General features: G+C 66.0%; 22 protein-coding genes. 9 read left to right on the forward strand and 13 right to left on the reverse strand.

From position 1 onward, the window contains the following. The first annotated feature begins 61 nt into the window (after positions 1 to 61). Positions 62 to 913 (forward strand): helix-turn-helix transcriptional regulator, encoded by an 852-nt coding sequence (locus tag QF038_RS20125; RefSeq protein WP_373461601.1) that lies wholly within the window; start codon positions 62 to 64, stop codon positions 911 to 913. 33 nt (positions 914 to 946) lie between these two features. Here QF038_RS20125 and QF038_RS20130 read toward each other — a convergent pair whose 3' ends face one another. The 7 genes from QF038_RS20130 to QF038_RS20160 all read right to left on the reverse strand — a co-directional run bounded on the left by QF038_RS20130 (position 947) and on the right by QF038_RS20160 (position 10,437). Then, positions 947 to 1,525: a hemerythrin domain-containing protein gene (locus QF038_RS20130; RefSeq protein ID WP_307612660.1), complete on the reverse strand. Its 579-nt coding sequence runs from the start codon at positions 1,523 to 1,525 to the stop codon at positions 947 to 949. 55 nt (positions 1,526 to 1,580) lie between these two features. Then, positions 1,581 to 2,435, reverse strand: a complete 855-nt coding sequence (locus tag QF038_RS20135; RefSeq protein ID WP_307612662.1) for a nucleoside hydrolase — start codon at positions 2,433 to 2,435, stop codon at positions 1,581 to 1,583. Positions 2,436 to 2,446: 11 nt separating this feature from the next. Next, positions 2,447 to 4,732 (reverse strand): alpha-L-rhamnosidase, encoded by a 2,286-nt coding sequence (locus QF038_RS20140; RefSeq protein WP_307612664.1) that lies wholly within the window; start codon positions 4,730 to 4,732, stop codon positions 2,447 to 2,449. 37 nt (positions 4,733 to 4,769) lie between these two features. Beyond that, positions 4,770 to 5,777 (reverse strand): ABC transporter ATP-binding protein, encoded by a 1,008-nt coding sequence (locus QF038_RS20145; protein ID WP_307612665.1) that lies wholly within the window; start codon positions 5,775 to 5,777, stop codon positions 4,770 to 4,772. Then, a complete protein-coding gene (locus QF038_RS20150) occupies positions 5,774 to 7,864 on the reverse strand; it encodes a dipeptide/oligopeptide/nickel ABC transporter permease/ATP-binding protein (protein WP_307612668.1) in 2,091 nt (696 codons plus the stop codon). Before QF038_RS20150 ends, QF038_RS20145 begins: the two co-directional genes overlap by 4 nt. After that, positions 7,861 to 8,814: an ABC transporter permease gene (locus QF038_RS20155; RefSeq protein WP_050057023.1), complete on the reverse strand. Its 954-nt coding sequence runs from the start codon at positions 8,812 to 8,814 to the stop codon at positions 7,861 to 7,863. Before QF038_RS20155 ends, QF038_RS20150 begins: the two co-directional genes overlap by 4 nt. Positions 8,815 to 8,880: 66 nt before the next feature. After that, positions 8,881 to 10,437: an ABC transporter substrate-binding protein gene (locus tag QF038_RS20160; RefSeq protein WP_307612670.1), complete on the reverse strand. Its 1,557-nt coding sequence runs from the start codon at positions 10,435 to 10,437 to the stop codon at positions 8,881 to 8,883. Positions 10,438 to 10,658: 221 nt separating this feature from the next. On the opposite strand from QF038_RS20160, the gene QF038_RS20165 reads away from it, so the two are divergent. Next, the gene (locus tag QF038_RS20165; protein WP_307612672.1) at positions 10,659 to 11,945 is read left to right on the forward strand and encodes a glycoside hydrolase family 1 protein; all 1,287 of its coding nucleotides are present in this window, start codon (positions 10,659 to 10,661) and stop codon (positions 11,943 to 11,945) included. Here the strand turns inward: QF038_RS20165 and QF038_RS20170 are convergent. From QF038_RS20170 to QF038_RS20195, 6 genes are all read right to left on the reverse strand, one after another. Continuing rightward, the gene (locus tag QF038_RS20170) at positions 11,920 to 12,333 is read right to left on the reverse strand and encodes a hypothetical protein (protein WP_307612674.1); all 414 of its coding nucleotides are present in this window, start codon (positions 12,331 to 12,333) and stop codon (positions 11,920 to 11,922) included. The two genes, QF038_RS20165 and QF038_RS20170, sit on opposite strands and share 26 nt — an antisense overlap. Positions 12,334 to 12,583: 250 nt before the next feature. Beyond that, the gene (locus QF038_RS20175; protein ID WP_307612676.1) at positions 12,584 to 13,495 is read right to left on the reverse strand and encodes an aldose-1-epimerase; all 912 of its coding nucleotides are present in this window, start codon (positions 13,493 to 13,495) and stop codon (positions 12,584 to 12,586) included. Between the two features lie 99 nt (positions 13,496 to 13,594). Next, positions 13,595 to 14,599 (reverse strand): IS481 family transposase, encoded by a 1,005-nt coding sequence (locus QF038_RS20180; protein ID WP_307612678.1) that lies wholly within the window; start codon positions 14,597 to 14,599, stop codon positions 13,595 to 13,597. A gap of 109 nt (positions 14,600 to 14,708) precedes the next feature. Further along, positions 14,709 to 15,923, reverse strand: a complete 1,215-nt coding sequence (locus QF038_RS20185; RefSeq protein WP_307612680.1) for a fumarylacetoacetate hydrolase family protein — start codon at positions 15,921 to 15,923, stop codon at positions 14,709 to 14,711. Continuing rightward, positions 15,920 to 17,122 (reverse strand): mandelate racemase/muconate lactonizing enzyme family protein, encoded by a 1,203-nt coding sequence (locus tag QF038_RS20190; RefSeq protein WP_307612682.1) that lies wholly within the window; start codon positions 17,120 to 17,122, stop codon positions 15,920 to 15,922. The genes QF038_RS20185 and QF038_RS20190 overlap by 4 nt, the downstream gene beginning before the upstream one ends. Positions 17,123 to 17,129: 7 nt before the next feature. Then, positions 17,130 to 18,197, reverse strand: a complete 1,068-nt coding sequence (locus QF038_RS20195) for a LacI family DNA-binding transcriptional regulator (RefSeq protein WP_307612684.1) — start codon at positions 18,195 to 18,197, stop codon at positions 17,130 to 17,132. A 238-nt stretch (positions 18,198 to 18,435) separates the two neighbouring features. Between QF038_RS20195 and QF038_RS20200 the strand changes: the two genes are divergently transcribed. From QF038_RS20200 to QF038_RS20230, 7 genes are read left to right on the forward strand one after another with little or no spacing between them, the layout of a single operon-like run. Continuing rightward, entirely contained in the window at positions 18,436 to 19,764 is a 1,329-nt protein-coding gene (locus tag QF038_RS20200) for an extracellular solute-binding protein (protein WP_307612686.1), read from the forward strand. Then, positions 19,761 to 20,696, forward strand: a complete 936-nt coding sequence (locus QF038_RS20205) for a carbohydrate ABC transporter permease (protein ID WP_307612687.1) — start codon at positions 19,761 to 19,763, stop codon at positions 20,694 to 20,696. Before QF038_RS20200 ends, QF038_RS20205 begins: the two co-directional genes overlap by 4 nt. Before the next feature lies 1 nt (position 20,697). Continuing rightward, positions 20,698 to 21,603 carry a carbohydrate ABC transporter permease gene (locus QF038_RS20210; RefSeq protein WP_307612689.1) on the forward strand — a complete coding sequence of 302 codons (906 nt, stop codon included), beginning with the start codon at positions 20,698 to 20,700 and terminating at the stop codon, positions 21,601 to 21,603. Positions 21,604 to 21,615: 12 nt separating this feature from the next. Further along, entirely contained in the window at positions 21,616 to 22,824 is a 1,209-nt protein-coding gene (locus tag QF038_RS20215; protein ID WP_307612691.1) for a Gfo/Idh/MocA family protein, read from the forward strand. Between the two features lie 5 nt (positions 22,825 to 22,829). After that, positions 22,830 to 23,834 (forward strand): sugar phosphate isomerase/epimerase, encoded by a 1,005-nt coding sequence (locus tag QF038_RS20220; protein WP_307612693.1) that lies wholly within the window; start codon positions 22,830 to 22,832, stop codon positions 23,832 to 23,834. A gap of 51 nt (positions 23,835 to 23,885) precedes the next feature. Further along, positions 23,886 to 24,584 carry a ThuA domain-containing protein gene (locus tag QF038_RS20225; RefSeq protein WP_307612695.1) on the forward strand — a complete coding sequence of 233 codons (699 nt, stop codon included), beginning with the start codon at positions 23,886 to 23,888 and terminating at the stop codon, positions 24,582 to 24,584. Beyond that, on the forward strand, positions 24,569 to 25,696 hold the full coding sequence (locus QF038_RS20230; protein WP_307612698.1) for a Gfo/Idh/MocA family protein: 1,128 nt from the start codon (positions 24,569 to 24,571) through the stop codon (positions 25,694 to 25,696). The genes QF038_RS20225 and QF038_RS20230 overlap by 16 nt, the downstream gene beginning before the upstream one ends. Positions 25,697 to 25,784: the final 88 nt, after the last annotated feature.

Below are 25,784 nucleotides of genomic sequence, written 5' to 3' on the forward strand. Positions count from 1 at the left end.
CCGCCCGCGCGCGCGGACGGAAGACAGTGCTGATACTAGTAGTAGGAGTACCAGAGTACTAGTGTTGTCTCCCGTGAAAGAGGCCGGGGATAGACGCAAGGAGCTGGGCCTGTTCCTGCGGGCACGGCGGGACCAGGCGCTGCGGTCCGAGTATGGATTGCCGCCCGTCGCCCGCCGGCGTGAGCGGGGGCTGCGGCGGGAGGAAGTCGCCTTCCTTTCCGGCGTGAGCGTCACCTGGTACACGTGGCTGGAGCAGGGCCGGGACATCAGGCCCTCCCGCGAAGTCCTGGAAGCTGTGGCCTGCACCCTGCACCTCTCGGAGACGGGGCGTTCCTACGTCCTGTCCTTGGGCGGTTATTCGGCGCCCGTCACGGCCGGTCCGGTGGCTGCCGACGCTCCGGCCCACATCCAACGGCTCCTCGACGCCCTCGGCCCGAACCCCGCTTTCGCGTTGGCACCGGACTGGAGCGTCACCGGCTGGAACAGGGCCTATGCCGCGCTGTATCCCAACATCGCCAACGTTGCCGCCCCGGAGCGGAACCTGCTGTGGCTGGTCTTCACGGACCCGTACGTCCGCGAGCTGCTCCCCGACTGGGACGTCACCAGCAGGCGGTTCCTGGCCGAGTTCCGGGCAGAAGCAGGGCAGCGGCTCGGCGATCCGGACGTGGCCTACCAGGTGGAGCGGCTCAAGAAGACGAGTCCTGAGTTCAAGGAGGGCTGGGACCGGTACGACATCCTCGGTTTCGAATCCCGTGAACGGCTCTTCCACCACCCGTCGGTGGGCGTGCTCCGGCTGGAACACCACCAGGTGTCGCCCTCGGACCGCCCGGACCTGCACCTTGTGGTCTACACCCCGGCGCCGGACAGCGACGCCGCGGAGCAGATTCAGCGGCTGCTCTCAGCCGGCAGCTAGCAGCTAGCCGTCCCCGCTGCCCTTCCGGTAAGCCTACGAGTCCGTGCGCCTGCCCTTCAGCTTGTCCAGGATCCGGTCCACTAGGCCTACGCCCGGTCCCAGGGTTTTGTGGAACAACTCGGAATGCGGCGCGCTCGGATGCGGCCTGGTGGGCGCCAGCTTCTTCGCTTTTTCCACCTTTTCGCCCATGTCGACGAGTTTCTCCCGGGGGATGTGCAGGCGGAGCTTGGGAAATTGTTCGGTCTCCTCATCGTTGGCGTGATGGCTCAGCTGCGCCTCGAGCTCATTGACCAGCTCCATGAAAGCCGGTTCGGAAGCCTCCACCTTCTCCAGCCGCTTCATGAGCTTGACGATGTCGTCATGCTCCTTCTTGTCGTGTTCCACTTCGTCCTTGCCGTTCGGCACGTGGTCCTCAATCGCGGGGTACACATACATTTCCTCGGCAACGGCATGGCGCATGACCTCCGCGATCAAGGTGTCCGCCAGGCCCCTGCGCTGGCTGTCCTCGGACGCACTCCTGATCTGCCCGATCAGCGCAATCATGTCCTGGTGATCACTGGTCAGGATGTCCACGACGTCCACGTTTGTTCCGGCGGAATTGGTATCACTCATGAGCTTGCCCTCCTCCTGGATCGCTCCCTGTAAGCGACGTAAGAGGGTCAAAATATCACGCAGCAACAGTGGGATCCATAGGCGGAAAGTGCCGCGGATCAGGCTCCCTAACGCGCCGCCCCAGCTGCTCAATCAGGTCGTTCCACAACCCGTCGCTGTCGATCCTGTGGTGGATCACCGTTCCCGGATCAGCAGCGATGCCAGCCGTGCCGCGGCTTGGCACAAACGGCGCCAGGACACTGTCTCCGAGGGTCAGCGTGCTGCCGAGCTCAACGAAGGGCGGAACGTCGAGCAGCCGCTCCGCCAACCAGGAACCAACCCTTGACGCGGCAGCCAGCTCGTTCTTCACCGCATCCACCGCAACGGCCATCCGCGTGTACTCCTCGTACGGGATCCGGACAAGGGGCATCCCCGACGCCAGCACCTCCACGGCCGAGGCGGCGTCAGTGTCCGCGTTGTATTCCCCGCGGTCCGCTTCCGCCAACGTGCCACCCACCCAGACCAGCGTTGCGCGATCGGCGAGCGCCGGGTCCAGCCGCAGCGCGGCAGCGATGTTGGTCAGCGGTCCTCCACACAGGACAGTGGTTTGCTCACAGCGCGCGGAGGTTTCCACGATTCCGCGTGCCCCAGCGCTGACCTGCCCTGCGCCGGTTCCGGGAGCCTCGGCACCGGTGATGACCAGGACATCATTAATCCCCATCAGCTCCAGGAGCTCCTCGGCCAGTTCCCTGCCCCGGCTGGCTGTCGTTGCAGGGTCGGCTCCTGCTGCTGCGGCAAGTCCCGGATCCAGCGGTGACGTGGTTACCAGGACCGTTACGTCCGGGCCGCATCGCAACAGGATGTGCGACAGGGCAACGAGCCCGTCCGGATCGCCGCCGAAGTCGTTATCCACGACCAGCAGCTCCGCCAAAGCCGCCACTCCTACGCCCCGGCCGTGAAGGCCAACGCGGCAGGCACGCTGAAGCTGTGAGTGCCGGCACCCACGGTGCGCTGCTCACCGCCCGGAAGTACGACGTCGGCCTCTACTCCCCCGGGTAGGGTCGCCTCGAGGTGGAATGCGCCGTCGTCGTGCTTCCACTCCACGCGGACGGTTCCGTGCGGCATCTTGAGGGAGGTCTTGGCCCAGTCGATGCCCTCGCCCGGCACCGGCGCAATCCGCACCTTGCCATAACCGGGTGCGAGCGGGCTGATGCCGCCCACAGTCTTGTGCAGCCAGTCCGCCACCGCACCCAGGGCATAGTGGTTGAAGCTGGTCATCTCGCCGGGGTTGATGGTGCCGTCGGGGAGCATGGAGTCCCACCGCTCCCACACGGTGGTGGCCCCCATGGTCACCGGGTAGAGCCAGGACGGGCAGCCCTCCTCCAGCAGCAGGCGGTAGGCCTCCTCGCTGTGGCCCGTGTCCGTGAGCGCGCCGGTGATGAACGGGGTGCCCGCGAAGCCGGTGGATACGCGGTAGTTGTTCTTCCGGACCAGCTCGGCGAGGCGCTCCCCCGCGAAGTCGGCGTGCTCCGCGCTGGGCAGGATCCCGAACGCGATGGCCAGCGCGTAGACGGTGGTGCAGTCGCTGCGGATGGTGCCGTCGGTGGCCACGTAGTGCTCCAGGTACGATGCCTGGACCCGTGCGGCCAACTGCTCGAAGTATTCGGCGTCGTCCTGGTGCCCCAGCAGCCGGGCCGTCTGGGCCGTGATGGTCGCCGTGCGGAACATACACGTAGTGGCAACAACCCCGGTGTCCGCCTTCGCGTCCCACGGCTTGTCCGGATCGGCGTCGGGGTCCAGCCAGTCACCGAACTGGAAGCCCTGGTCCCAGAGTCCGGTGGGTGAGAGCAGGCCTTCCACCCGGCGGGTGTGTGAAGTCATGGATTCGTACTGGTTCTGCAGCACGGTGAGGTCGCCGTAGGCCTCCCACAGCGCCCACGGCACCCAGACCGAGGCCTCGCTCCAGAGCGCCGACGATTCCGGCGCCGGGAACTCAGGCGGCTGCGGGCAGTACTTCAGCGCATCCGGCACGGTGATGGGCACCAGGCCGTCCGCTGCCTTCTGCTCCGCGGCGAGGTCCAGGAGCCAGTCCTGCAGGAAGCCCTTGACGTTGTAGAGGAACGCTGCGGTGGGAGCGAAGACGGCAATGTCGCCGGTCCAGCCCAGCCGCTCGTCGCGCTGCGGGCAGTCCGTCGGAAGGTCCAGGAAGTTGCCCCGCAGGCCCCAGACGATGTTGCGGTGCAGCTGGTTCACCAGCTCGTTGGAGCACTCGAAGGTGCCGGTGCGTTCCAGCTCGGAGTGCACCACCACCGCCTCGAGTGAGTCCTCGGTGAGCGTGCCCGGCCAGCCGGAGATCTCGGCGTAGCGGAAGCCATGGAATGTCTTGGTCGGTTCGAAGAAGTCCTCGCCGCCGGACAGGATGAACGTGTCCGTGGCCTTGGCGGACCGCAGCGGGCGGACTCCGAGCTCCCCGTCCTCCAGCACTTCTGCGTGGCGCACGGTGATGGCCTGACCTGCCTCGCCCTTCACCGTGAAGCGCAGCCAGCCCACCAGGTTCTGGCCGAAGTCCACCAGCGTCTTGCCGCTGGGCGAGGTAAAGGTGTCCTGGGGTTTAACGACGGCGGTACGCACCACGGGCGGGCCCACCGGCTCAGCCAGCCGGCCGGCGTCGAACTCCAGCGTGCGCACCCCCGCCCAGGTGCCGGCGTCAAAGCCTGGCTCCGCCCAGCCCGGCTGGTTCCGGCGGGCGTCGATGGCCTGCCCGTCGTAAAGATCGTTGCAGGTGGTGGCGGAGGGGCCGGACTGCCAGGAGGAATCCGACGCGACGGTCTGGACGTGCCCGTCCTCGAATTCGATGTCCAGCTGCCCGAAGAAGCCCAGCTCCTCCCCATAGAGCTTGGACATGCCGTGCCAGGCGAGGCGCCCCCGGTACCAGCCGTTACCCAGCGAAACCCCGATGACGGTCGATGGCCCCACCAGGGACGTCACGTCGTAGGTCCGGTAGCGGAGCCGCCACTCGTACGAGCTCCATCCCGGGCTCAGCACGTCCTCACCCACGGGAACACCGTTGATCAGGGCCTCGTAAACCCCGAAAGCGGTGGCACGCAGCGTCGCCTTGGCCACCCCGCCTTGCCCTTCGGCCAGCCGGAATTCCTTCCGGAGCAGCGGGGCGCCGTCGAAGTCTTCGTCAGGGGTGATCATGGCGGCGTGCCAGGGAGTCGAAGTCATGCGGGATGTTCCGTTCTGCAGTCAGTGAAAAAGGTATCTAGGCGTAGTGGCAGGCGACGTCGGAGCCGCCCACCGTGCGCAGGGCGGGGCGTTCGGCGGCGCAGAGTTCGGTGGCCAGCGGGCAGCGGAGCCGGAAGGGGCAGCCGCCGGGTCCGGGCACCGCGGCCGCTCCCGTCCGCACCCCCAGGGACTCGCGGGCCTCCCGGCGTGCCGCCTGCTCCGCGGGCCGCGGTACCGGGGACGCGGCAACAAGGGCCTGGGTGAACGGGTGCCCGGGGTTTTCGGTGACGGCGGCGGCAGGCCCGCTTTCCATCACCTGCCCGCGGTACAGGACCACCACGCGCTGGGCCAGGAACTGGACCACGGCGATGTCGTGCGCGATGAACAGGTAGCCCAGGCCTCGCTCGTCCCGCAGGTCCGCCAGGAGGTTCAGCACCTGGGCCTGGGTGGAGAGGTCCAGGGCGCTCACGGCCTCGTCGCAGACCACCAGCTTGGGGTCGCAGATCAGGGCACGGGCCACGGAAATGCGCTGGCGCTGGCCGCCGGAGAACTGGCTGGGGTACCTGTCCACCGCCTCGCGTGGCAGGCCGACGCGTTCCAGCATGTCCTCGGCGCGCTGCCGTGCCTCCGCCGCACCTACCCCGCGGAGCCGGAGCGGTTCGGCCAGGGAGAAACCAATGGTGTTGCGCGGGTTCAGCGAGGAGTTGGGGTCCTGGAAGACGGCCCGCAGCTCACTTCCCAAAGCCCGGCGCTGGGACGCCCCGGCGGAGGTAATGTCCTTGCCCTGGTAGGTGATGGACCCGCCGGACACCTTCTGCAGGCCCAGGATCGCCTTGCCGATGGTCGACTTGCCGGAGCCGGACTCCCCCACCAGCCCCACGGTCTCACCGGGGGCGATGCTGAAGCTGACATGGTCCACGGCGGCGGGAGCGGCGGCTGCCTTGCGCCCGCGTCCGTACCGGACCACCAGGTCCTTGACCTCCAGCAGAGGCTGGACGGCAGCGGGCAGCGGCGCTTCGGCGCGGACCGATGTTGCGGTGCTCATGCGGGATCCTTCTCAACAGTTCGGGTTGCAGCAGCCGGTGCCTCAACCAGGTTCAGGATGTGGTGGCTGGGGACGTCAGTGGCCACCCAGTCCAGACCTTCGACGGCGAGTTCGTCCGCTTTGACGCAGCGCACCACACCGTCGCCGGTTCCGGAGGGAAGCAGCGGGATGGGCACCATGCAGGCGGATCCTGCGAACTGGCAGCGGGCGGCGAAGCGGCAAGTGCTGGGCCAGTCCTTGGGCTGCGGCACCTGTCCGCTGATGGTAGCCAGGCGCTCGGGCATGTCCGCTGCGTGGTTGGCGTGCGGGTCCGCAGCGAGCAGGGCCAAGGTGTAGGGGTGGCGCGGGTTATCCAGGATGCTGTCCGTCCGGCCGTTCTCCACCACCTCGCCGGCGTACATCACCGCCACCTGGTCGCAGAGGTCGGCCACCACACCAAGATCGTGCGTCACCATCACCACTGACATCCCGGTGTCCTTCACCAGGCTGCGCAGCAGCGAGAGGATCTCGGCCTGGACGGTGACGTCAAGTGCGGTGGTCGGTTCATCGGCCACCAGGAGCCGGGGACGGCCGGCGAGTGCCAGGGCGATGGCGACTCGCTGGGCCATGCCGCCGCTGATCTGGTGCGGGTAGGTTTTCAGGATCCGTGCGGCGTCCACGATGCCTACCTTTTCCAGCAGGCCCAGGGCTTCGGCCTTCGCCTCGGCCCTGCCCATCCCGCGGAGCCGCCGGACCGTGGCCGTGAGCTGGTAACCCACCGTGAACATGGGGTCCAGGGCGCGCATGGGTTCCTGTGAGATCAGGGCGATGTCGCGTCCGCGGATGCCTTCCATGTCCTTCTCGGTGGCCGCGGCCAGGTTCTTGCCGTTCCAGAGGAGCTGGCCGCCGGTCACGGAGACCCCGGACGGCAGCAGGCCCAGGAGGGACAGCGCCGTCATGGTTTTGCCGCAGCCGGATTCACCCACCAGGCCAAGGACGGTGCCGGGTTCGACGTCGAAGGAGACGTCCGTGACCAGGCGGACTCCCTTGCCCGCACCCGCAGAGTCCACTCCCACGGAGAGGTTGCGGACGCTGAGCGTGTTCTTCGCGGCGTCCTGCGAAGCCGGCGCAGCAGCAGCGATTGCGGCGACCGTTTTGGCGCGCTGGCGCCGTGCCGCGGCGGAGGGCAGGTGCGAGGCCGTGGCATTGGGCGCCTTGCCCAAGGCATTGCCGATCGCATTGGCGGCCAGGACGGTCAGGGCGAGCACGGCGCCGGTGGGGACCATCAGCCAGGGGGCGTCGTAGACGTGCTGCGAGGCGCCCTGGATCATGCCTCCCCAGCTGGGCTGCGGGATGGGCGGGCCGAAGCCGATGAAGGCCAGGCCGGCCTGGATGAGCATGCCGACGGCGAAGATCAGGGCAGCTTGGACCACAATGGTGTTGGTCAGGCCGGGCAACACGTGGCGGAGGCTGATGCCGGCCGTGCTGACGCCGTCCACCTTGGCGGCGTCCACGTACAGCTGGGACTGCAGGGACTTGGCCTGGCCCAGCATCACGCGGTAAATGCCGGCCGAGATCAGCACGCCCAGGATGCCCATGATCAGCGGGATGTTGGTTCCCACGGCGCCGATGACGGCCAGGATGATCACCGTGCCGGGCAGGGACATCATGATTTCGGTGACGCGGCTGATGACGTTTTCCACGCGTTCGCCGGCGGCTGCGGCAAGCATCGCCAGCAGGGTTCCGAGCCCGACGGCGACAATCACCGTGATCATGGACGTCCCCAGCGTGCCGGCCGCCGAAGCGAAGATGCGGCTCAGGAGGTCCCGGCCCAGTTCGTCGGTGCCGAGCCAGTGCCCGGCGGTGGGTCCGGAGAGGACGGCAGTGAAGTCCTGGTCTTCGGTCTTAAAGGGCATCCACAGCGGCGCGGTGAGGGAGGCGACCACCAGCGCGGCCAGCCAGATCACGCCGGCAATGCTCGCCGGTGAGGCGAACAGCTTGCTGCCGGAGAATTTCTTCGCCGCGCTTTGGCGCGGGGCCTTGGGAAGGACGGCAGCCGCCGTCGGCTCCGCTGGGTCTGCTGGTGCGGGGGCAACGTTGGGGATCATGAGGCACGCAACTTCGGGTCGAGGAACTTGGTGGCGAGTTCCAGCACCAGGTTCACGGCGACCACCACCACGGTGGCGATCACTACGACGCCCTGGACGGACGGGGCGTCATGGGTGCTGACGGAGTTCTGGACGGCCTGGCCCAGGCCCGGCATTGCGAACAGCTGCTCGGCGATGACGGAACCGCCAAAGAGCTGGATGAACTGGAGCGCAATGCCGGCCACGATGGGGAGGCTGGCGTAGCGCAGGGCGTGGATGTAGAGGATCTTCCACGTGGGGGTGGCCGTGGCGCGGAGGGTACGGATGTGTTCCTGCTGGAGCGCTTCGAGCATGGAGGCCCTGGTCTGGCGGGCGATGAACGCTCCGCCGCCCACGGCCAGGGTGATCACCGGCAGTGCCAGGGACAGCGCCCAGTCCTGCGGCGAGACCTCGAACGGGACGTAGCCCGTTGCCGGGAAGACGGAGGACTGGACGGCCAGGAGGTAGACGAAGATGATGCCGATCCAGAACGCCGGAAGGGCCACGGCCATGCCGGCCACCCCGCCGATGATGCGGTCGACTGTTCCGCCGCGGACCGCTGCGGTGACGCCCAGGGCGATGCCCAGGACTGCGCTGAGGAGCGTGGCTCCGGCAGCCAGCGAGGCCGTGACGGGGAGCCTGCTGGCAAGGTCCGCGCTGACGGAACGGCCGTCGATGAGCGAGATACCGAGGTCACCCTGGACTGCGGCGCCGAGCCAGCTGACGAACTGGACCAGAAGCGGATCATTCCAGCCCAGGCGCTGGTTGACTTCGTCGATGGCTTCCTGGGAGGCGCCGGCGCCGAGGGACACGGCGCCCGGGCTGCCGGGCATTGCGTGGACCAGCAGGAAGGCCAGTACCGCAACCACCAGCACGGTGGCCAGCGCCATCAGCAGGCGCTTGGTGATGAATAGTGCCATGGTGACCTCCATCGGTCAGGCCTTGCCGGGTGGGCGCTCCTCCTTCGCTGGGGAGTGCCCGCCCGGCAGGTGCGGGTATTAGCTGGCCGGCTTGTAGGACGAAAGGAGCGGGTAGGCGTTGGTTCCGGCGAACTCCACCGGCGCCACCTTCCTGGTGTTGTAGCCCTGGTTGGTGAGGGCCTCGTACAGCGGGATCATCCAGCCGGATTCCACCAGGCGGGTGTTCAGCTTGGTAGCGGCGGCCTTGACGGCGGCGTCGTCCTTCGCGGCGGCGAGCTCGCCGGTGGCTGCGCTGAGCTGCTCATCGGTGGCCTTCTGGACGTTGGTGAAACCGTTCAGGATGGCGCCGTACATCACGCCCACGGGGTTGTCCCAGTTCAGCGGCGCGTAGCCCAGGGGCGTGGTGGCGACGGCGGCGAAGGCTTCGTCAGTGGAGGAGGCCATCTTCACGTTCATGGTGATTCCGACGGCGGCGAGGTCCTTCTGGACGGCCTGCAGGTCCGTCTGGGTCTGGGCGCTGGCGATGATGGTGAACTCGAAGCCGCTCGGGTAGCCGGCTTCCGCCAGCAGGCTCTTGGCCTTGTCCGGGTTGTAGGCGAACTTCGTTTCGATGTCCTTGCTGAAGCCGGCAGAGTCCTTGGGCAGGGCGTTCCAGGCCGGAATGTCACCCTTGTGCAGGGCGTCCACCAGGGCCTGGCGGTTGATGGCGTACTGGATGGCCAGGCGGACCTTCTCCTCGGCGAATGCGGGGGCGGTCTTGCCGATCTTGTCGAAGGAAATCATGGTGTTGACGGTGCCGCCGATCTGGGACACACCCACGCCCTTGGACTTGGCGAAGTCAACGGTGGAGGAGGTCAGCATGGCCACGTCCGCCTGGCCGGACACCAGGGCGTTGGCGCGGGCCTGGGGGTCCTGGACCACGCTGAAGATCACCTTGTTGAAGGCGTACTTGGAAGCTTCCGGGCTCTTCGCGTTCTTCACCAGCACGTACTTGTTGCCCTTCACCGTGGAGGCATCCAGGGTGTAGGGGCCGGAACCGTCAGGGGTGGCGGCGAGGCTTGCGGAGTCGGTGACACCGTTCTTGCCCACGATCATGCCCGTGGTGGACGCCAGGTTCTTCTCGAATCCCGGCTGCGGCGCGGCGAACGTGAGGGCCACCTGGGTGGGGCTGACCACGTCCACGGACGTGATTTCCTGGGCGCCGCCCTTGGCGACGGCGGAGTAGGCGCTGAGCGCGGGGTCGGACCGGCGGTCCAGGTTGGCCTTGACCAGCTCGGCGTCGAGCTTTGAGCCGTCCGTGAAGGTCACGCCGTCCTTGAGGGTCAGCGTCAGGACCGTGTTGTCCGCGTTGTAGCTAAACTCCTTGGCCAAACCCGGGCCGGCCGAGCCGTCCGGCTGCAGCGTCATCAGGCTCTCGTAGAGGCCCTCGAAGAACTGCCGCTGGGCAGCTGAAACCCTCAACGGATCAAAGCCGAAGGAAGCCGAGTCACTGTCGATGGCGAGCGTCAGGGAGCTGGTGTCTGCCTTGGCGGTGGCCTGGCTGGAACCGCCGCCGCAGGCGGTCAGCGATCCCAGCAGGAGCGCTCCGGCCAGAACGGCGGAGCTCCCACGGGCGGTGGAGTTCAGGAGTTTCATGTAGTGCGCCTTTGCATTCTGATGGGACAACGGAGGAAATGTCTTGGGGCTGGCTGCTGGCCGGCTCCTTCCAAGCATCAAGCGGTGGCTGCAGGCGCTCACATGAGAATGTCATTGATTGAAAAAGTATTGTGGCCCCGGTCACGCGGCCGGTCAGGATTGAAAGCCAGGGCAGAGAGGCCCCGTGCGCTGCAGTCCGGCGCTGAATCGAAAGGAACTATATGACCACCGCATCAGCATTCCCCCAGGACTTCCTCTGGGGCGTCGCCAGCGCCGGGCACCAGGTGGAGGGGAGCAACCTCAACAGCGACACCTGGTTCCTCGAGCACCTGCCGGGCAGCATGTTCTCCGAGCCGTCCGGGGATGCGGTGGACCACTACCACCGCTACCGCCAGGACATCGCCCTGATCGCGGACCTCGGTTTCACCAGCTACCGCTTTTCCATCGAGTGGGCGCGCATTGAGCCGGAGGAGGGGCTGTTTTCCAGGGCCGAACTGGACCATTACCGCCGGATGCTGGAGGCCTGCCACGAGCACGGCCTCACCCCCGTGGTGACGTTCCACCACTTCACGTCCCCGCGCTGGCTCCTTGCCCTGGGCGGCTGGGAGGGCCCGCGCACGGCTGAACTCTTTGCCCGCTACTGCGACCGGGTCATGGCGCACATGGGTGACCTCATCGGCGTCGCCTGCACCTTGAATGAACCAAACCTGCCGTGGCTGCTGGAGTCTTTTGGCATTGGCGGCGTGGCCCCGGAAAACCGCGGTTCGGTACCGGTATGGGCCGCGGCAGCCGAACGCCTTGGCGTGGACGCCAGCACCGTAGCCCCGTTCCAGTTCTGCTCCACCGAGGCCGGCTTCGACGTGAAGCTGGCAGCGCACCGGGCCGGCACCGCGGCCATCAAGGCGCACCGGCCGGACCTGCTGGTGGGCTGGACGCTGGCCAACTCGGACATCCAGTCCATTGACGGCGGCGAGGAACTCGCCGAAAGTGTTCGCCGCGGCGTGAACGAGCGCTTCCTCGAGGCGTCACGCGGGGACGACTTTGTGGGGATCCAGACGTACGGCCGCACCGTCTACGGCCCGGACGGGCACGCGCCGGCGCCGGAAGGGGTGCCGACGAACCAGATCGGCGAGGAGATCTACCCGCAGGCCCTCGAGGCCACCATCCGGGAAGCCCACCGGATCGCTGGACTTCCCGTGATCGTCACGGAAAACGGCCTGGCCACCGAGGACGATACCCAGCGGGTGGACTACCTGAAGGCTGCTGTGGAGTGCGTGGCGTCCTGCCTCGACGACGGCATCGACGTCCGCGGCTACATCGCCTGGACGGCCTTCGACAACTTCGAGTGGGTGTTCGGCTACGGGCCGAAGTTCGGCCTCATCGCCGTGGACCGCGAGACCCAGGAACGGACGCCCAAGGAGAGTGCCCACTGGCTGGGCCGGCAGGCGCAGGTGCGTACCTCTCAGGCAGAGGACGCCGAGGTCAGCAGGGCACCCCAGCCGGCCTGACCGCCGTCGTGCATTCCACAGGCACCCGGTGCACGTCCGCCTCACCGTGAACGGAACCGGTGAGGACCTCCACAACGGCAAGCTGGCCGGTGGTGTCCGGGACGCCGGGGAATTGAACCTGCGGCTCCTCAGCCGGCACCACCGGCTGGGGAGCCGCTGAGCGCATGCGGAAAAGGGCGATGGCGGAGATGAGGAACCAGGCCACGTTCGTCACCACGGAAGGCCAGGCCTCGTGGAGGGTGCCGTTGATGATGAAGGCGACGGCGCCGAACAGGTTTGCGGTCTGGAAGCCTTTGCCGGCCTTCAGCCAGCCCATGGAAACGGCGAGGTAGGCAGTGAGGATCGCAACCGCGCCGGCCCAGCCGGCGATTTCCCACAGCAGTTCCATGGTGTCCTTTCAGGGGCGCCTGCCAGCCGGAGCCGGGCAGGGGTAACGAGGGTTTTGAAGGTGGTGGTGCCGGACAAACCGTTGACTCGAGCCCGGGCCGGGCGAGGACCTCGTTCGTGGGTCGGCGGGATAATCATACGTCCCCGGACACCACTGCTGGTCCCCTCAAAGGGCCTCCGCGCCTTGGCGTGGTGAATCTAACACTGGAAGCACCATCACCCGGAACCGGGGCCCTTCATCTGCCCCCTGTTTAGCCCTCCACTGCGTGGATCGTGTAAGCCAGCGAGTGTGCCTGTCCCGGCTCCAGGACAACCAGGTCCTGGCCGGAATTGAAGGCATCGGGCGGGCAGGTCATGGGCTCAACAGCGAGCCCTTTCCGGCCCCGGAGCTCCCCTGAGTAAAGCTGCAGCCAGGGCGCATCGGTTCCTGTTGATTCCACCACCGCCGAAAGCTGCAGGGCAGGGTGCCGCAGCCGGACGTCCCATGTCCCCTTGGGGAGCGCAGTGAAGGCGTGGTCGAGTTGCTGCGAGGCCAGGCTGCGGGACTGGGAAAAATCGAACTCCGTGCCCGTAATATCCCGGAGCTCGGTGGGCTGGAGCTTTTCATCCGTCATCAGCACCTTGCCCGCACGGAAAGTCAGCTCACAGGTGGAGATGTCCTCGCCGCCCAGGGTGATGTAGGGGTGGCTGCCGCAGCCATAGGGAGCGGCGGCGGTGCCATGGTTCCTGGCCCGGAGTTCGATGGACAGCCCGGTCTCGGCGTCGAGGGCGTAACGGGCCGTCACCGCGAGCTGGAAGGGGTAACCGGGTTCGCCGTGCAGCAGGTGCTTCAGCACCACCTGGGCGTCCGAGCGCCGTTCCACCTGCCAGGCATTCCACAGGGCCAGCCCATGCAGGGCACTGCCGGTGCCCGCCTCGTTCACCGGCAGTTCGAAGCGCTGCCCGCCAAAGCTGTAGGCGCCGCCGGCCACCCGGTTCGGCCAAGGCATCAGCACCTTTCCGGCGTAGGCCGGGGGCAGTTCGTCCGCCGGGAAGGGCAGGACAAGGTCCGTTCCGCGGAAGGACAGTCTGACCAGCCCCGCCCCCACGCTCGCGACCGTTGCCTCATAGTCCCCCGCCCGAAGGACGGTCAGCTCTCCGTTGGGGCAGGCGGTGGATGACATGGATGTTCCTTTCAGGAAGATGCCGGGGCGGGTTCCAGCAGGAGTCGGTAGAGCATTACTGGCCAACGACAGCGGGGGTTCCCTCGCAGGCTAGTTGTACTAACCCGGTTGGTTGGTGACACGGCTGACCGGTGAGGCGCCTTTGAGTGCGGTGTGGGGCCTGTGGTGATTGTAGTACTCGATGAAGTCGGGGTAGCAGGCTTGGCGTTCAGTTTCTGAGGCATAGGCCTTGGCGTAGGCCCATTCCTCTTGGAGGATGCGGTTGAAGCGCTCGACTTTGCCGTTGGTTTGGGGTCGGTAGGGCCTGGTGCGTTTGTGCCTGATCCCGGCTACGTTAAGGACAGCGGCGAAGGTGCGGGAGCGGTAGCAGGAGCCGTTGTCCGTGAGCACCCGCTGGATTTTGACGCCCCTGGCGGCGAACGCGGCGATGGCGTTGCGCATGAACGCCGATGCAGTTTCCTTGGTTTCGTCGGGCAGGATCTCGGAGTAAACAAACCGGGAATGGTCATCCACTGCGTGATGCAGGAATGAGTAGCCCCGGACCTGGCCGCGGTATTTGGCCTGGCCTTCACGGAGGTTCCGTGCCCGGGAGTTCGCGTTGCCCTGCACCCGCCCGTGGACACGGTGTCCGCCGCCGTCGGGGATTCGGCCGAGTTTCTTGATGTCCACGTGGATCATTTCGCCTGGCCAGGCATATTCGTACCGACGCGCCCGGTCCCGGCCGCGGACCCTGATCCCTGTGGCCGGGTCGGTGAAGCGCAGTGGAGGGCAGAGGTAGCGGGTCAGGATGCGGTGGACCGTGGAGATGTTCAGGTGCAGGTGGTAGGCGATCCGGGCCGGACCCCAGCGCCGGCTCACGCGCAGTCCCAGCACGCGCCGCTCAGTGCGCATCTCCGTTCGGTGGGGGCAGGTCAAGGGCCGGCTCCGGCGGTCCTCCAGACCAGCCTCACCCAGTTCCCGATAACGGGCGGACCAGCGCACCGCGGTCGGGACGGAGACGTTGAATCTTTCAGCGGCACGTCGCAAAGGCCAGCCATCAACCACGATGCAGCGGGCCAGCTGCAGACGTCCCGAATGAGCCAGAAACGCGTTACGGTGGGACACGAGGACCTCCTGGTTTGTGTTTGCTCTCGACAAGCACCACACAACACCCGGAGGTCCTCTTATTGCAGCAAATCAATCCCCGTGTCATCAACCTGCCGGGACAATACAGCTAGTGCGTTATTGGCGCCCGCGTGCTTGTGCCTGATGACGGCAACCCGCCATCGCTTGATGACGCCTGACGCGCCAGGTAACTGAACAACGCCCGAATCCCGAAGGTCCACGGCTCGATCTCCTCGGCCCTTCGCGTCCGGTTGACCAGTGCCCCCAGTTGGGGGCTGCTGATGGTGACGACGTCCCCGGGCTTGTGGGTGAAGCCGAGCCCTTCGGCATCGCGGTCCTGCGTTGGAGCGAACAGCGTGCCGGTGAACAGGGCGAACCCATCAGGGTATTGGTGGTGGCGGCCGTGGGCAGCACCGATGAGCTCCTCGAAGGGGCGGCTAATCCGGGCCAGGCTGTTGCGGCCTTCCAGCCGGTAACCGTCCGCGCCTTCCACGGTGAGGCTGAGTGCCTCCGACCGCAGCGAGTCCAGCGTGAAGTCCTGGTGGAAGAGCCGGACCAGGGGGCCGATGGCGCAGGACCCGTTGTTATCCTTGGCCATGCCCAGCAGCAGTGCGCTGCGGCCCTCGACGTCCCGGAGGTTGACGTCGTTCCCGAGCGTTGCGCCGCGGACCTTCCCGGCAGAGTCGGCAATGAGCACCAGTTCCGGTTCGGGGTTGTTCCACGAGGAGAAGCCGGGAATGCCGACGTCGGAGCCGAAGCCCACGGAGGACAGCAGCGGGGCCTTGGTGAACACTTCCGGATCGGGACCCAGGCCCACCTCAAGGTACTGCGACCACATCCCCTGGGCCGACAACACCTCCTTGACCTCCTGCGCCTGTTCCGACCCGGGCCGGACATCGCCCAGGTTCCCGCCCAGCGCTTCGGCAACCGTCCTGCGGACTTCTGCCGCCCGGTTGAAATCACCGCCACACCGCTCTTCGATGACCCGCTCCACCATGCTTTCCACAAACGTCACTCCGCACGCCTTGACCACCTGGAGGTCGATCGGGGACAGCAGATGCGGCCTGTTCCGGTCCCCGTCCAGCGAGGCAGCCGCCAGTTCGGCGAAGTCCCACCGCATGCCGCCTGCTTGCAGCACCAGCTCGGCGGGCTTCGGGTGGTCCATGAGCTCGGCAACTGTACGGACCTCGGGGGTGAGGTCAAAGACCTCGTTACCGCGGACGGTGATGACCCGCGGCCCTTGGGATACCGGATCCCAGGCGCGGCCGACGAGGACCGCATCTCCTGCGTCCATGGGGAGGATGTGCTGCACAGTGGTGGTCATATGCTGTCCGCACTTACGGGAACGCCTTCAAGGTTGAAGTACGAACAGGCATCTGGCGGCCGGATATCAGCGACCGCGTCATTGAAGATCCGCATCGGATGCGGCGTGTACGGGCGCTCTGCAATGGCGTCAAAGTTCAGTTCGATTCCCAGCCCCACCGCTTCCGGGATGAGGACGTCGCCGTCCTCCGTCAGCTGGAGGCGTTCATTGGAGATCTCGCTCCGCCACGGAACATCTGTGGCCATGATCTCCAGATACCGGAAATTGGGCAGCGCAGCGCCCAGCTGCAGCGTCGCGGCGGTGCTCAACGGTCCGCTGGGATTATGCGGTGCGAACGGAACGTAATGTGCCGCCGCGAGAGTGGAGATGAACGACAGCTCCAGCAGGCCGCCGGCATGGGTGACGTCGGGCTGGATGTAGTCCACGGCGTTCCGGGCGAGTACGGGAACAAAGGTGTTCCGTCCGAACCACCGCTCCCCGGCAGCGATGGGTACGGGGGACTTGGAACGGACTTCGATCAGCGCGTCGATCCCATCCGGCGGGCACGGCTCCTCGAAGAAGACCGGCTGGAACTGCTCAAGTTCCCGGGCAGCGCGGATTGCGGTGGGAACGTCGAACCGGCCGTGGCCTTCAATGAAGAGCTCAACATCATCCCCCACCGCCTCCCGCACGGCGGCCACGGGTTCAAGCATGCGCCGGAGGTCCCTCGGATCAAGAGTGAGGTCCGCGGCTTCGAACGGGTCCCATTTGAGTCCGCGGAAACCTTGGGCGACGGTCCGGACGGCGGCTTCGGCGAAGTCGTCGGGAGATGTGGCTCCCGAAAACCAGCCATTGGCATATGCACGGACCCTGTCCCGCACCTGGCCGCCCAGCATGCGGTGGACCGGGACCCCGAGGACACGCGCCGAGACATCCCACATCGCCATTTCGAGGGCGCTGAGCGCCGTCATCGATACCGGTCCACCGCGCCAATAGGCATCACGGTTAAGTTCGTAGAGGGTGTGCGAGATCCGGGTTGGGTCCTTGCCCCGGACCGCGTCGGCGAGAACCGCGACCGCGCCGCGGACGGCATGTTCTTGCCCTTCAAGCGTTGCCTCAGCCACGCCGGTGATGCCGGCGTCCGTGCTCAGCCGGACAAAGATGAGGTTTGTCCTGTAAAAATCAACGACGACGGTCTCGAGGTTGGTGATCTTCATCATTGAAACCTCATCCTTTTGATATTCTCGCGGGAGCCGCCGTCGAGCCCCTGACGATCAGCTGCGTGGCAAGTTCCACGCGATGGGAATCCAGGGTCTCCCCCCGCGCCTGGCGCAGAAGTGACCGCAACGCAGCCCGCCCCATTTCCTCCAGGGGCTGGGCAACGGAGCTGAGCGACGGGACGGACTCCTCGCCCTGCTTAGTTCCGTCAAAGCCAATCACGCTGATGTCCTCCGGGACCCGGATGCCATGCCGCCCGGCTTCGGCAAGAACACCCAGCGCAATCGTGTCGCTTGCGGCAAAAATTGCGGTGGGAAGCTGGTCCAGGCGCAGCAGGGCCTGAAGCCCGGCAACCCCGCTCTCCCTGCGGAACCTGCCGCCGGAAACAATGTATTCCGGGTCCACCGTGATGCCACGGGCCATCAGGGCGGCCATGTAGCCGTGCAGGCGCGCCTGGTTGCATTCGGCCCTCTCGATGCCGCCGATGTAGGCGATCCGCCGATGCCCCAAATCCAGCAGATGTTCGGTGGCCGCCTTGCCGCCGGCCCAGTTTGTCGCTCCCACGCTGACTACATCGGCTGAGGGCGGATTGAGGGGGTCGATAACGACGACGGGAATCTTGCGGCGCCGGAATGCCTGCAGCTGTGCCTCGCTGAAAGCTGACGTCACCACGATCATCCCTGCCCGCCCTTCGTCCAGCATGCGCTGTGCCCGGCGCTCCGGGCTGCGCAGGTTGGACAGCGCTGGACCTGTGACGCTGACCAGGATCTCGACGTCGGCACCTGCGGCGAACTGCAGTATCCCGTTGAGGACCTCAATCATGTAGGCGGAGTCAAGAACGTCGATGACCACCTCCACGATGGTGCCCGTCTCCGCGGCGGAGCGCCGCTGCAGCGGGGACTGGTATCCGGCCTGTTCCAGTGCCTCCAGGACACGGGCCCGGGTCTCAGGGGAAACGTCCAGGCGGCCGTTAACCACCTTGGACACCGTGGGCGCCGACACCCCGGCCTGCTGCGCCACCATGGCCAGGGTGGGCTTGGCCACTGCCGGCTTGGGCTGCGAGGTTTTCGTTGCCATCAAAGTTTTCGCAATCTTTCGAAGATGTCCGAGCCTTCATTCTGCGGAATACCACGACCCTTGGTCAAGAGCCGTGAAAGCGTCAAAAATAATGGGACGTTTACCCCTTGACGACGCGGGATATGAGCTTTAGTTTAGACCGTGACCTAAATCACGCGTTCGAAATGTTTCGAACAAGATAGTCGGAGCCAGAGGCTCCAACTTCACTTGCAAAGAAGCAAACTCAGATGGAGAAGCAATGAAGCAGCCCCAGACCTCCCGCCGCTCTTTCCTCGCCCTTGCTGCCCTCACCCCGTTCGCCGTTGCGGCGACCACCGCGTGCGGGACATCCGGACCGGGAAGCTCCAGCGGTGGCGGAGGCGCCAGCATGTGGTACCTGTCCGGCGAACCGAACCAGACCACCATGCAGAAGGCCGTAGACGCCTTCAATTCGGCGAACGGAGACAACAAGATCGCCGTGACCTACTTCCAGAACGACGCCTACAAAACCAAGATCAAGACCGCCATTGGCGCCGGCCAGGCCCCCACCATCATCTACGGCTGGGGCGGCGGCACCCTGAAGACCTACGCCGAGGCCAACCAGGTGGATGACCTGACGGGATGGTTTGAGGAGAACCCGGACCTGAAGAAGAAATTCTTTCCCTCCTCTTTCGGTGCAGCCACGGTTAACGGCAAGATCTACGCCCTGCCCAACCAGTACGTCGCCCCGATCGTGCTGTTTTACAACAAGGAACTGTTCGAGAAGGCCGGCGTCCAGCCGCCGAAGACCTGGGACGACGTCATGTCGCTGGTCAAGACCTTCAATGACATGGGCGTGGCACCCTTCTCACTGGGCGGACAGTCCCGCTGGACCTCCATGATGTGGCTCGAATACCTGCTGGACCGCATCGGCGGCCCCGGCGTCTTCAACGCCATCTTCGAAGGCAAGCCCAATGCGTGGCTGGACCCTGCCGTAATTGAGACCGGCACAAAGATCCAGGAACTCGTCTCGGCCGAAGGGTTCATCAAGGGCTTCTCCTCCATCACCGCAGACTCCAACGCCGACCAGGCCCTCCTGTTCACGGGCAAGGCAGCCATGATGTTGCACGGCACCTGGACCTTCGGCGGCATGAAGAAGAACGGCCAGAACTTCGTCCAGAACGGAAAACTGGGCTTCGTCCAGTTCCCCACCGTTCCCGGCGGCAAGGGCGACCCCAAGAACGGCGTCGGAAACCCGGCCCAGTACATGTCGATTTCCTCGAAGGCCAGCGACAAGGAAAAGGAGTCTGCGAAGAAGTTCTTCAAGGACGGCATCCTGACCGAAACGGTGATCGATACCTACATCAACTCCGGGTCGGTGCCCATCGTTAACGGCATCGAAGACAAGCTGGACACGTCTCCCGACAAGGACTTCCTGAACTTCGTCTACGACCTGGCCAAGAACGCCCCGAACTTCCAGCAGTCCTGGGACCAGGCCCTGAGCCCCACCGCAGCCGAGGCCCTGCTGAACAACATCGACCAGCTCTTCCTGAAGTCGATCACGCCGCAGCAGTTCGCCGAGAACATGAACGCCACCCTCGGAAAATGAGTAACGCCGTCTCCACCGCGCCCCGGGCCGCCACTGTTCGAACCGGCGCGGCTTCAACCGACAAGCGCAAGGCTGCCCTCGCGTGGCTGACGCTGCCCGCGCTGTTCTTCTTCCTGGTGTTCGCCGTGGTGCCGCTGGTGGGGGTGCTTATCCTGAGCTTCGCCAGCTGGGACGGCATCGGCGCCATCGGTGCCGCGGGCATGGGCAACTGGTTCTCGGTGCTGGCGGACCCGGGCCTATACAACGCGCTGGGGCTGACCTTCCTGATCATGATCGTCTCCTGGCTGGTCCAGACGCCCATCAGCCTCCTCCTGGGGGTCTTCACGGCAGGCAGCCAGCGGTACAGGGCCGCCCTGGCGGTGTTGTACTTCCTGCCGCTGCTGCTCTCATCGGCTGCAGTGGCCATTGCCTTCAAAGCACTGCTGGATCCGAACTTTGGCCTGGCCACCGGGCTGGGCCTGCCATTCCTGGCACAGGACTGGCTGGGGGTCCCACACCTTGCCCTGGGCCTGGTGATTTTCGTGATCGCCTGGCAGTTCGTCCCGTTCCACACGCTCATCTACCAGGGCGGCGTGCGGCAGATCCCTAAATCGCTCTACGAAGCAGCCCAGATCGATGGGGCGGGAATTATCAAGCAGTTCTTCCACATCACTCTGCCCCAGTTGAAGTACACCATCATCACCTCCTCCACCCTCATGGTGGTGGGCTCCCTGACGTACTTCGACCTGATTTTCGTCCTCACCGGCGGCGGGCCGGGAAACTCCACCCGCATCCTGGCCCTGGACATGTACCTTCGGGGCTTCCGGGCCAACCTGATGGGTCCCGCAAGCGTTATCGCCGTCATTCTCGTAGTCATCGGCCTCGGTCTTGCCTTGTTCCTCCAGCGCCTCGGAGGCAAGGACAAGCAGGGCAGCCAATTGGAAGGTCTGTAGGGTGAGCATCGTACTGAAACGCAGCCCGCAGGAGGCAGCAGCCGGCTCCCCCGCGGGCGCGGGAGACCATAAGGCCGGGCTGGCTTCCCGGCTGAGACGGCTGAACATTCCGGGTGGCCTGGGCGGGTGGATCTGGCTGGCCATCATCATTCTTCCGGTCTACTACGTGGTCATTACCAGCCTGAAGACCCAGGAGGGCTACTTCGGCCAGAACCCGCTGGCACTTCCTGCCTCACCTACGCTGGAAAACTACCAGTTGGTTCTTGAGGCGGACTTCGCAACATATTTCATGAACAGCGCCATCGTCACGCTGGGTTCCGTGGTTCCGACCGTGCTGATCTCCTTTATGGCCTCGTTCGCCATCGTCCGGGGCAGCGGCAGGTTCCTCAAGCTGGTCAACGGCATGTTCCTGATGGGCCTGGCCATCCCGCTTCAAGCAACGATCATCCCGATCTACCTGATGATCATCAGGCTCAATCTCTACGACAGCCTGCTCGCGCTGATGCTTCCGTCCATTGCTTTCGCCATCCCGTTGACGGTGCTGATCCTGTCCAACTTCATCCGCGACGTGCCGAACGAACTGTTCGAATCCATGCGGCTGGACGGCTGCAGTGAGTGGCAGACCATGTGGCGGCTTGCCCTGCCCCTGACCCGTCCGGCGATCGTCACCGTGGCCATCTATAACGGACTGCATGTCTGGAACGGCTTCCTGCTTCCGCTGGTCCTCACCCAGAGCCCCGGCCTGCGCGTCCTTCCCCTGGGCTTGTGGACCTTCCAGGGGGAGTTCAGCGTCAACATCCCGGCCGTGCTTGCCTCGGTGGTACTGAGCACGTTGCCGATCCTGGTGCTCTACGTCGTCGGCCGCCGCCAGCTGCTCGCCGGCCTCACCGCCGGCTTCAGCAAGTAGAAAGGAACTTTCATGACCGAATCCAAACCCCTGCGCGTCGGCATGGTGGGGTATGCCTTTATGGGTGCGGCGCACTCCCACGCCTGGCGCACCGCACCCCGGTTCTTTGATCTGCCGCTGCAGCCCCAGCTGACAGCGGTGTCCGGAAGGAATGCCGACGGCGTCCGGACCGCTGCGGACAAGCTCGGCTGGGAGTCGGTTGAGACAGACTGGCGGCGCCTGATCGAACGGGACGACATCGACCTGATCGATATCTGCACGCCGGGCGATACCCACGCCGGGATTGCCATTGCCGCCCTGGAGGCCGGTAAGCACGTGCTGTGCGAAAAGCCGCTGGCCAATTCCGTGGAGGAAGCAGAGAGGATGACCCTTGCGGCGGAAACCGCCGTCAAGCAGGGCGTGGCCTCGATGTGCGGCTTCAGCTACCGACGCACCCCCGCCCTGGCACTGGCTAAGCGGTTCGTGGAACAGGGCAGGCTCGGCGAGATCCGGCACGTCCGCGCGCAATATCTGCAGGACTGGCTCTCGGACGAGAATGCCCCCATGACGTGGCGGCTGGACAAGAGCAAGTCCGGGTCCGGCTCGCTGGGTGATATCGGAGCGCACAGCATCGACGCCGCCCAATGGGTCACCGGACTGAACATCACCGGCGTCTCGGCACTGCTCGAAACGTTCGTCCCGGAGCGGCCGCTCGCCGGGGACCTCGTGGGCCTGGGCGGGCACGGCGACCTCAGCAGCGACACTCCCCGCGGCAGCGTCACGGTGGACGATGCGGCCATCTTCAGTGCCCGCTTTGAAGACACCAAGTTCGCCGGCGGTGCTGCTTCCGCGGGAGCCGTGGGCGTCTTCGAAGCCACCCGCTACGCGCTGGGCCGCAAGAACGCCATGCGCCTGGAAGTGAACGGAAGCAAGGGGTCCCTGGCCTTCGACTTCGAGGAAATGAACGTCCTGTCCTTCTACGACGCAGCCGAATCCCCCGACGCCGGCTTCCGCAGGATCTTCGTTACCGAACCCGAGCACCCGTACGCGGGGAACTGGTGGCCCACCGGCCACGGGCTCGGGTACGAACACGGCTTCACCCACCAGGTGGTGGACCTGGTCACGGCCATCGGCGAAGGCCGCCAGCCGGAACCCTCCTTCGCCGATGCCCTCCAGGTCCAGCGCGTCCTGGCAGCCGTGGAGTCCAGCGCCGCCAACTCCAGCCAGTGGCAGAAAGTCTAGAAACGATGACACGACCAATCACTCTTTTCACCGGCCAATGGGCCGACCTGCCGTTCGAGGAGGTGGCCCGGCTCGCCGGCGAGTGGGGCTTTGACGGGCTGGAAATCGCCTGCTGGGGAGACCACCTGGACCCGCGCCGGGCTGCGGAGGACGACAACTACCTCCAGGACCGGCTGGACATCCTGGAAAAGAACAACCTCCAGGTCTTCGCCATCGCCAACCACCTCACCGGCCAGGCAGTCTGCGACGATCCCATCGATGAACGCCACCAGGGCATCCTGTCCGCCGAAATCTGGGGCAACGGCGAACCCGAGGGGGTCCGCCAGCGGGCTGCCGAGTCGATGAAGGACACGGCACGGGCCGCTGCCCGCCTCGGTGTGAAAACCGTCACCGGGTTCACCGGGTCCTCCATCTGGAAGGCCGTCGCCATGTTCCCGCCCGCCCCGGGGTCAATGATCGACGCCGGCTACCGGGACTTCGCGGACCGCTGGAACCCCATCCTGGACGTCTTCGAGGAAGAGGGGGTCCGGTTCGCGCTGGAGGTCCACCCCTCCGAAATCGCTTACGACTACTGGACCACCAAACGCACCCTGGAGGCCATCGGGCACCGCCGGAGCTTCGGGCTGAACTTCGACCCGTCCCACTTCATCTGGCAGGACCTGGACCCGGTGATGTTCCTGCAGGACTTCGCCGAACACATTTTCCACATCCACGTGAAGGAATCCGTCCGCCAGCTCGATGGCCGCAACGGACGGCTGGGGTCCCACCTTGCCTGGGCCGATCCCCGCCGCGGCTGGGATTTCGTCACCGCGGGCCACGGGGACGTGCAGTGGAACCGGATCTTCCGGACCCTGAACGCGATCGGCTATGACGGCCCCACCAGCATCGAATGGGAGGACGCCGGCATGGACCGCCTCATCGGAGCCCCGCAGGCGCTGGCCATGGTCCAGGAACTGGCCCGGATCGCCCCGCCCGCAGCGGCCTTCGACGCCGCCTTCTCCAGCCGCTGACCCGACCTGTGCCGGTAAAACAAACGCCGGCAGCCAACCAAAGGAAACCCAATGACAGAACCCAAGAATGCCCTGGTGGTCCGCGGCGGCTGGGACGGCCACCAGCCGTACGAGGCCACCGAGCTGTTCATCCCCTACCTCAAGGACAACGGCTACGATGTCCGCGTGGAGGAATCCCCGAAGGTTTACGCCGACGCCGAGTACATGGCAGGCGTGGACCTGATCCTGCAGTGCATGACCATGACCACCATCGAAAAGGACGAGTTCGCCGGGCTGCGTACGGCGGTGGAAAACGGCACCGGCCTGGCCGGTTGGCACGGCGGGATTGCCGATTCCTACCGCAACAACTCCGACTACCTGCACCTGGTCGGCGGCCAGTTCGCCTGCCACCCGGGCAAGCACCCGGACGAGTGCATCGGCGAGCAGTCGGACAACTACGTTCCCTACACCGTGAACATGCTGCCCGCAGCCGCGGAGCACCCCATCACCCAGGGCATCAAGGACTTCGACCTGGTCACCGAACAGTACTGGGTCCTCTCCGACGACTACATCGACGTCCTGGCCACCACCACCCAAAAAGTCCGGGAATGGGACCCCTGGAACCGCGAAGTCACCTCCCCCGCCGTCTGGACCCGCCAATGGGGCAAGGGCCGCATCTTCGTCGCCACCCCCGGCCACCGCGTCGAAATCCTCCAGGACACCAACGTCCGCACCATCATCGAAAGGGGCCTGCTGTGGGCAAGCCGTTGAAAGTAGGAATCGTTGGCTGCGGCGCCATCATCGCGCAGTACCTCACCAACTTCCGCAAGCTCCATGACCTCGAACTCGTAGCGGTGGCGGACCTTGATCCCGCACGCGCGAAGGCTGTGGCGGAGCAGTACGACGGCGTCCGCGCCGTTTCCGTGGACGAACTCCTCGCGGCGGACGACGTCGAACTGGTCCTGAACCTCACCATCCCCGCGGCGCACGCCGAGGTGGCACTGAAAGCCATCGCAGCAGGCAAAAGCGTGTACGGCGAGAAGCCCCTCGCCGCCACCACTGCGGAGGCACGCACGGTTCTGGAGGCAGCGCGGGAGGCAGGCGTCGTCGTCGGCTGTGCTCCTGACACGGTACTGGGAACCGGCATCCAGACCGCCCGCAAGGCGATCGATGACGGGCTGATCGGCGCGCCCATCTCCGCCTCCGCCACCATGGTGACCCCCGGCCATGAGCGCTGGCACCCGAACCCGGACTTCTACTACCAGCCCGGCGGCGGCCCGCTCCTGGACATGGGCCCCTACTACGTGACCGCCCTGGTGACACTGCTGGGCCCGGTGGTCTCGGTGACGGGCGCCGCGAGCCACACCCGCAACGAACGGACCATCGGCTCCGGCCCACGGCAGGGCGAAAAGGTCCCCGTGGCCATCGACTCCCACGTCACCGGCGTCCTGACCCACGCCTCCGGCGCGCTCTCCACCCTGTTCATGAGCTTCGACGCCGTGAAGTCCAAGTCCCCCAACATCGAGATCCACGGCGAACACGGATCTCTGGTGGTGCCGGACCCCAACCACTTCGACGGCGAGGTTCAGCTGTTCTCCTTGGGCGCCGATGCGTGGGAGACCCTTCCCGTATCCGCAGGCTACGTTGACTCGGGGCGCGGCTTCGGCATCGCCGACCTGGCTTCCACCCCGGAAGGCGCCGAGCCCCGCGCGGGCGGCACCTTGGCCTTCCATGTCCTTGAGGTCATGGAGTCAGTGCTCGAATCAGCCCACACCGGGTCCGCGGTACGCATCAGCAGCACGGCGGAGCGGCCCGCCGGCGTCGAGCTGACCGTCCTCACCGAGGACATCCAGGAGCTCCAGGCGCAGGAAGCCGCTTCCTAAGCCAAAGCTCCAGCCCCTTCATGCCCGGCAGGGTCCGTGAAAGCGGTCCCTGCCCGGCATGGTGCTGTGTCCGGCCCACAGGTTCCGG

Source organism: Pseudarthrobacter sp. W1I19 (genome assembly GCF_030817835.1).
Taxonomy (GTDB): domain Bacteria; phylum Actinomycetota; class Actinomycetes; order Actinomycetales; family Micrococcaceae; genus Arthrobacter.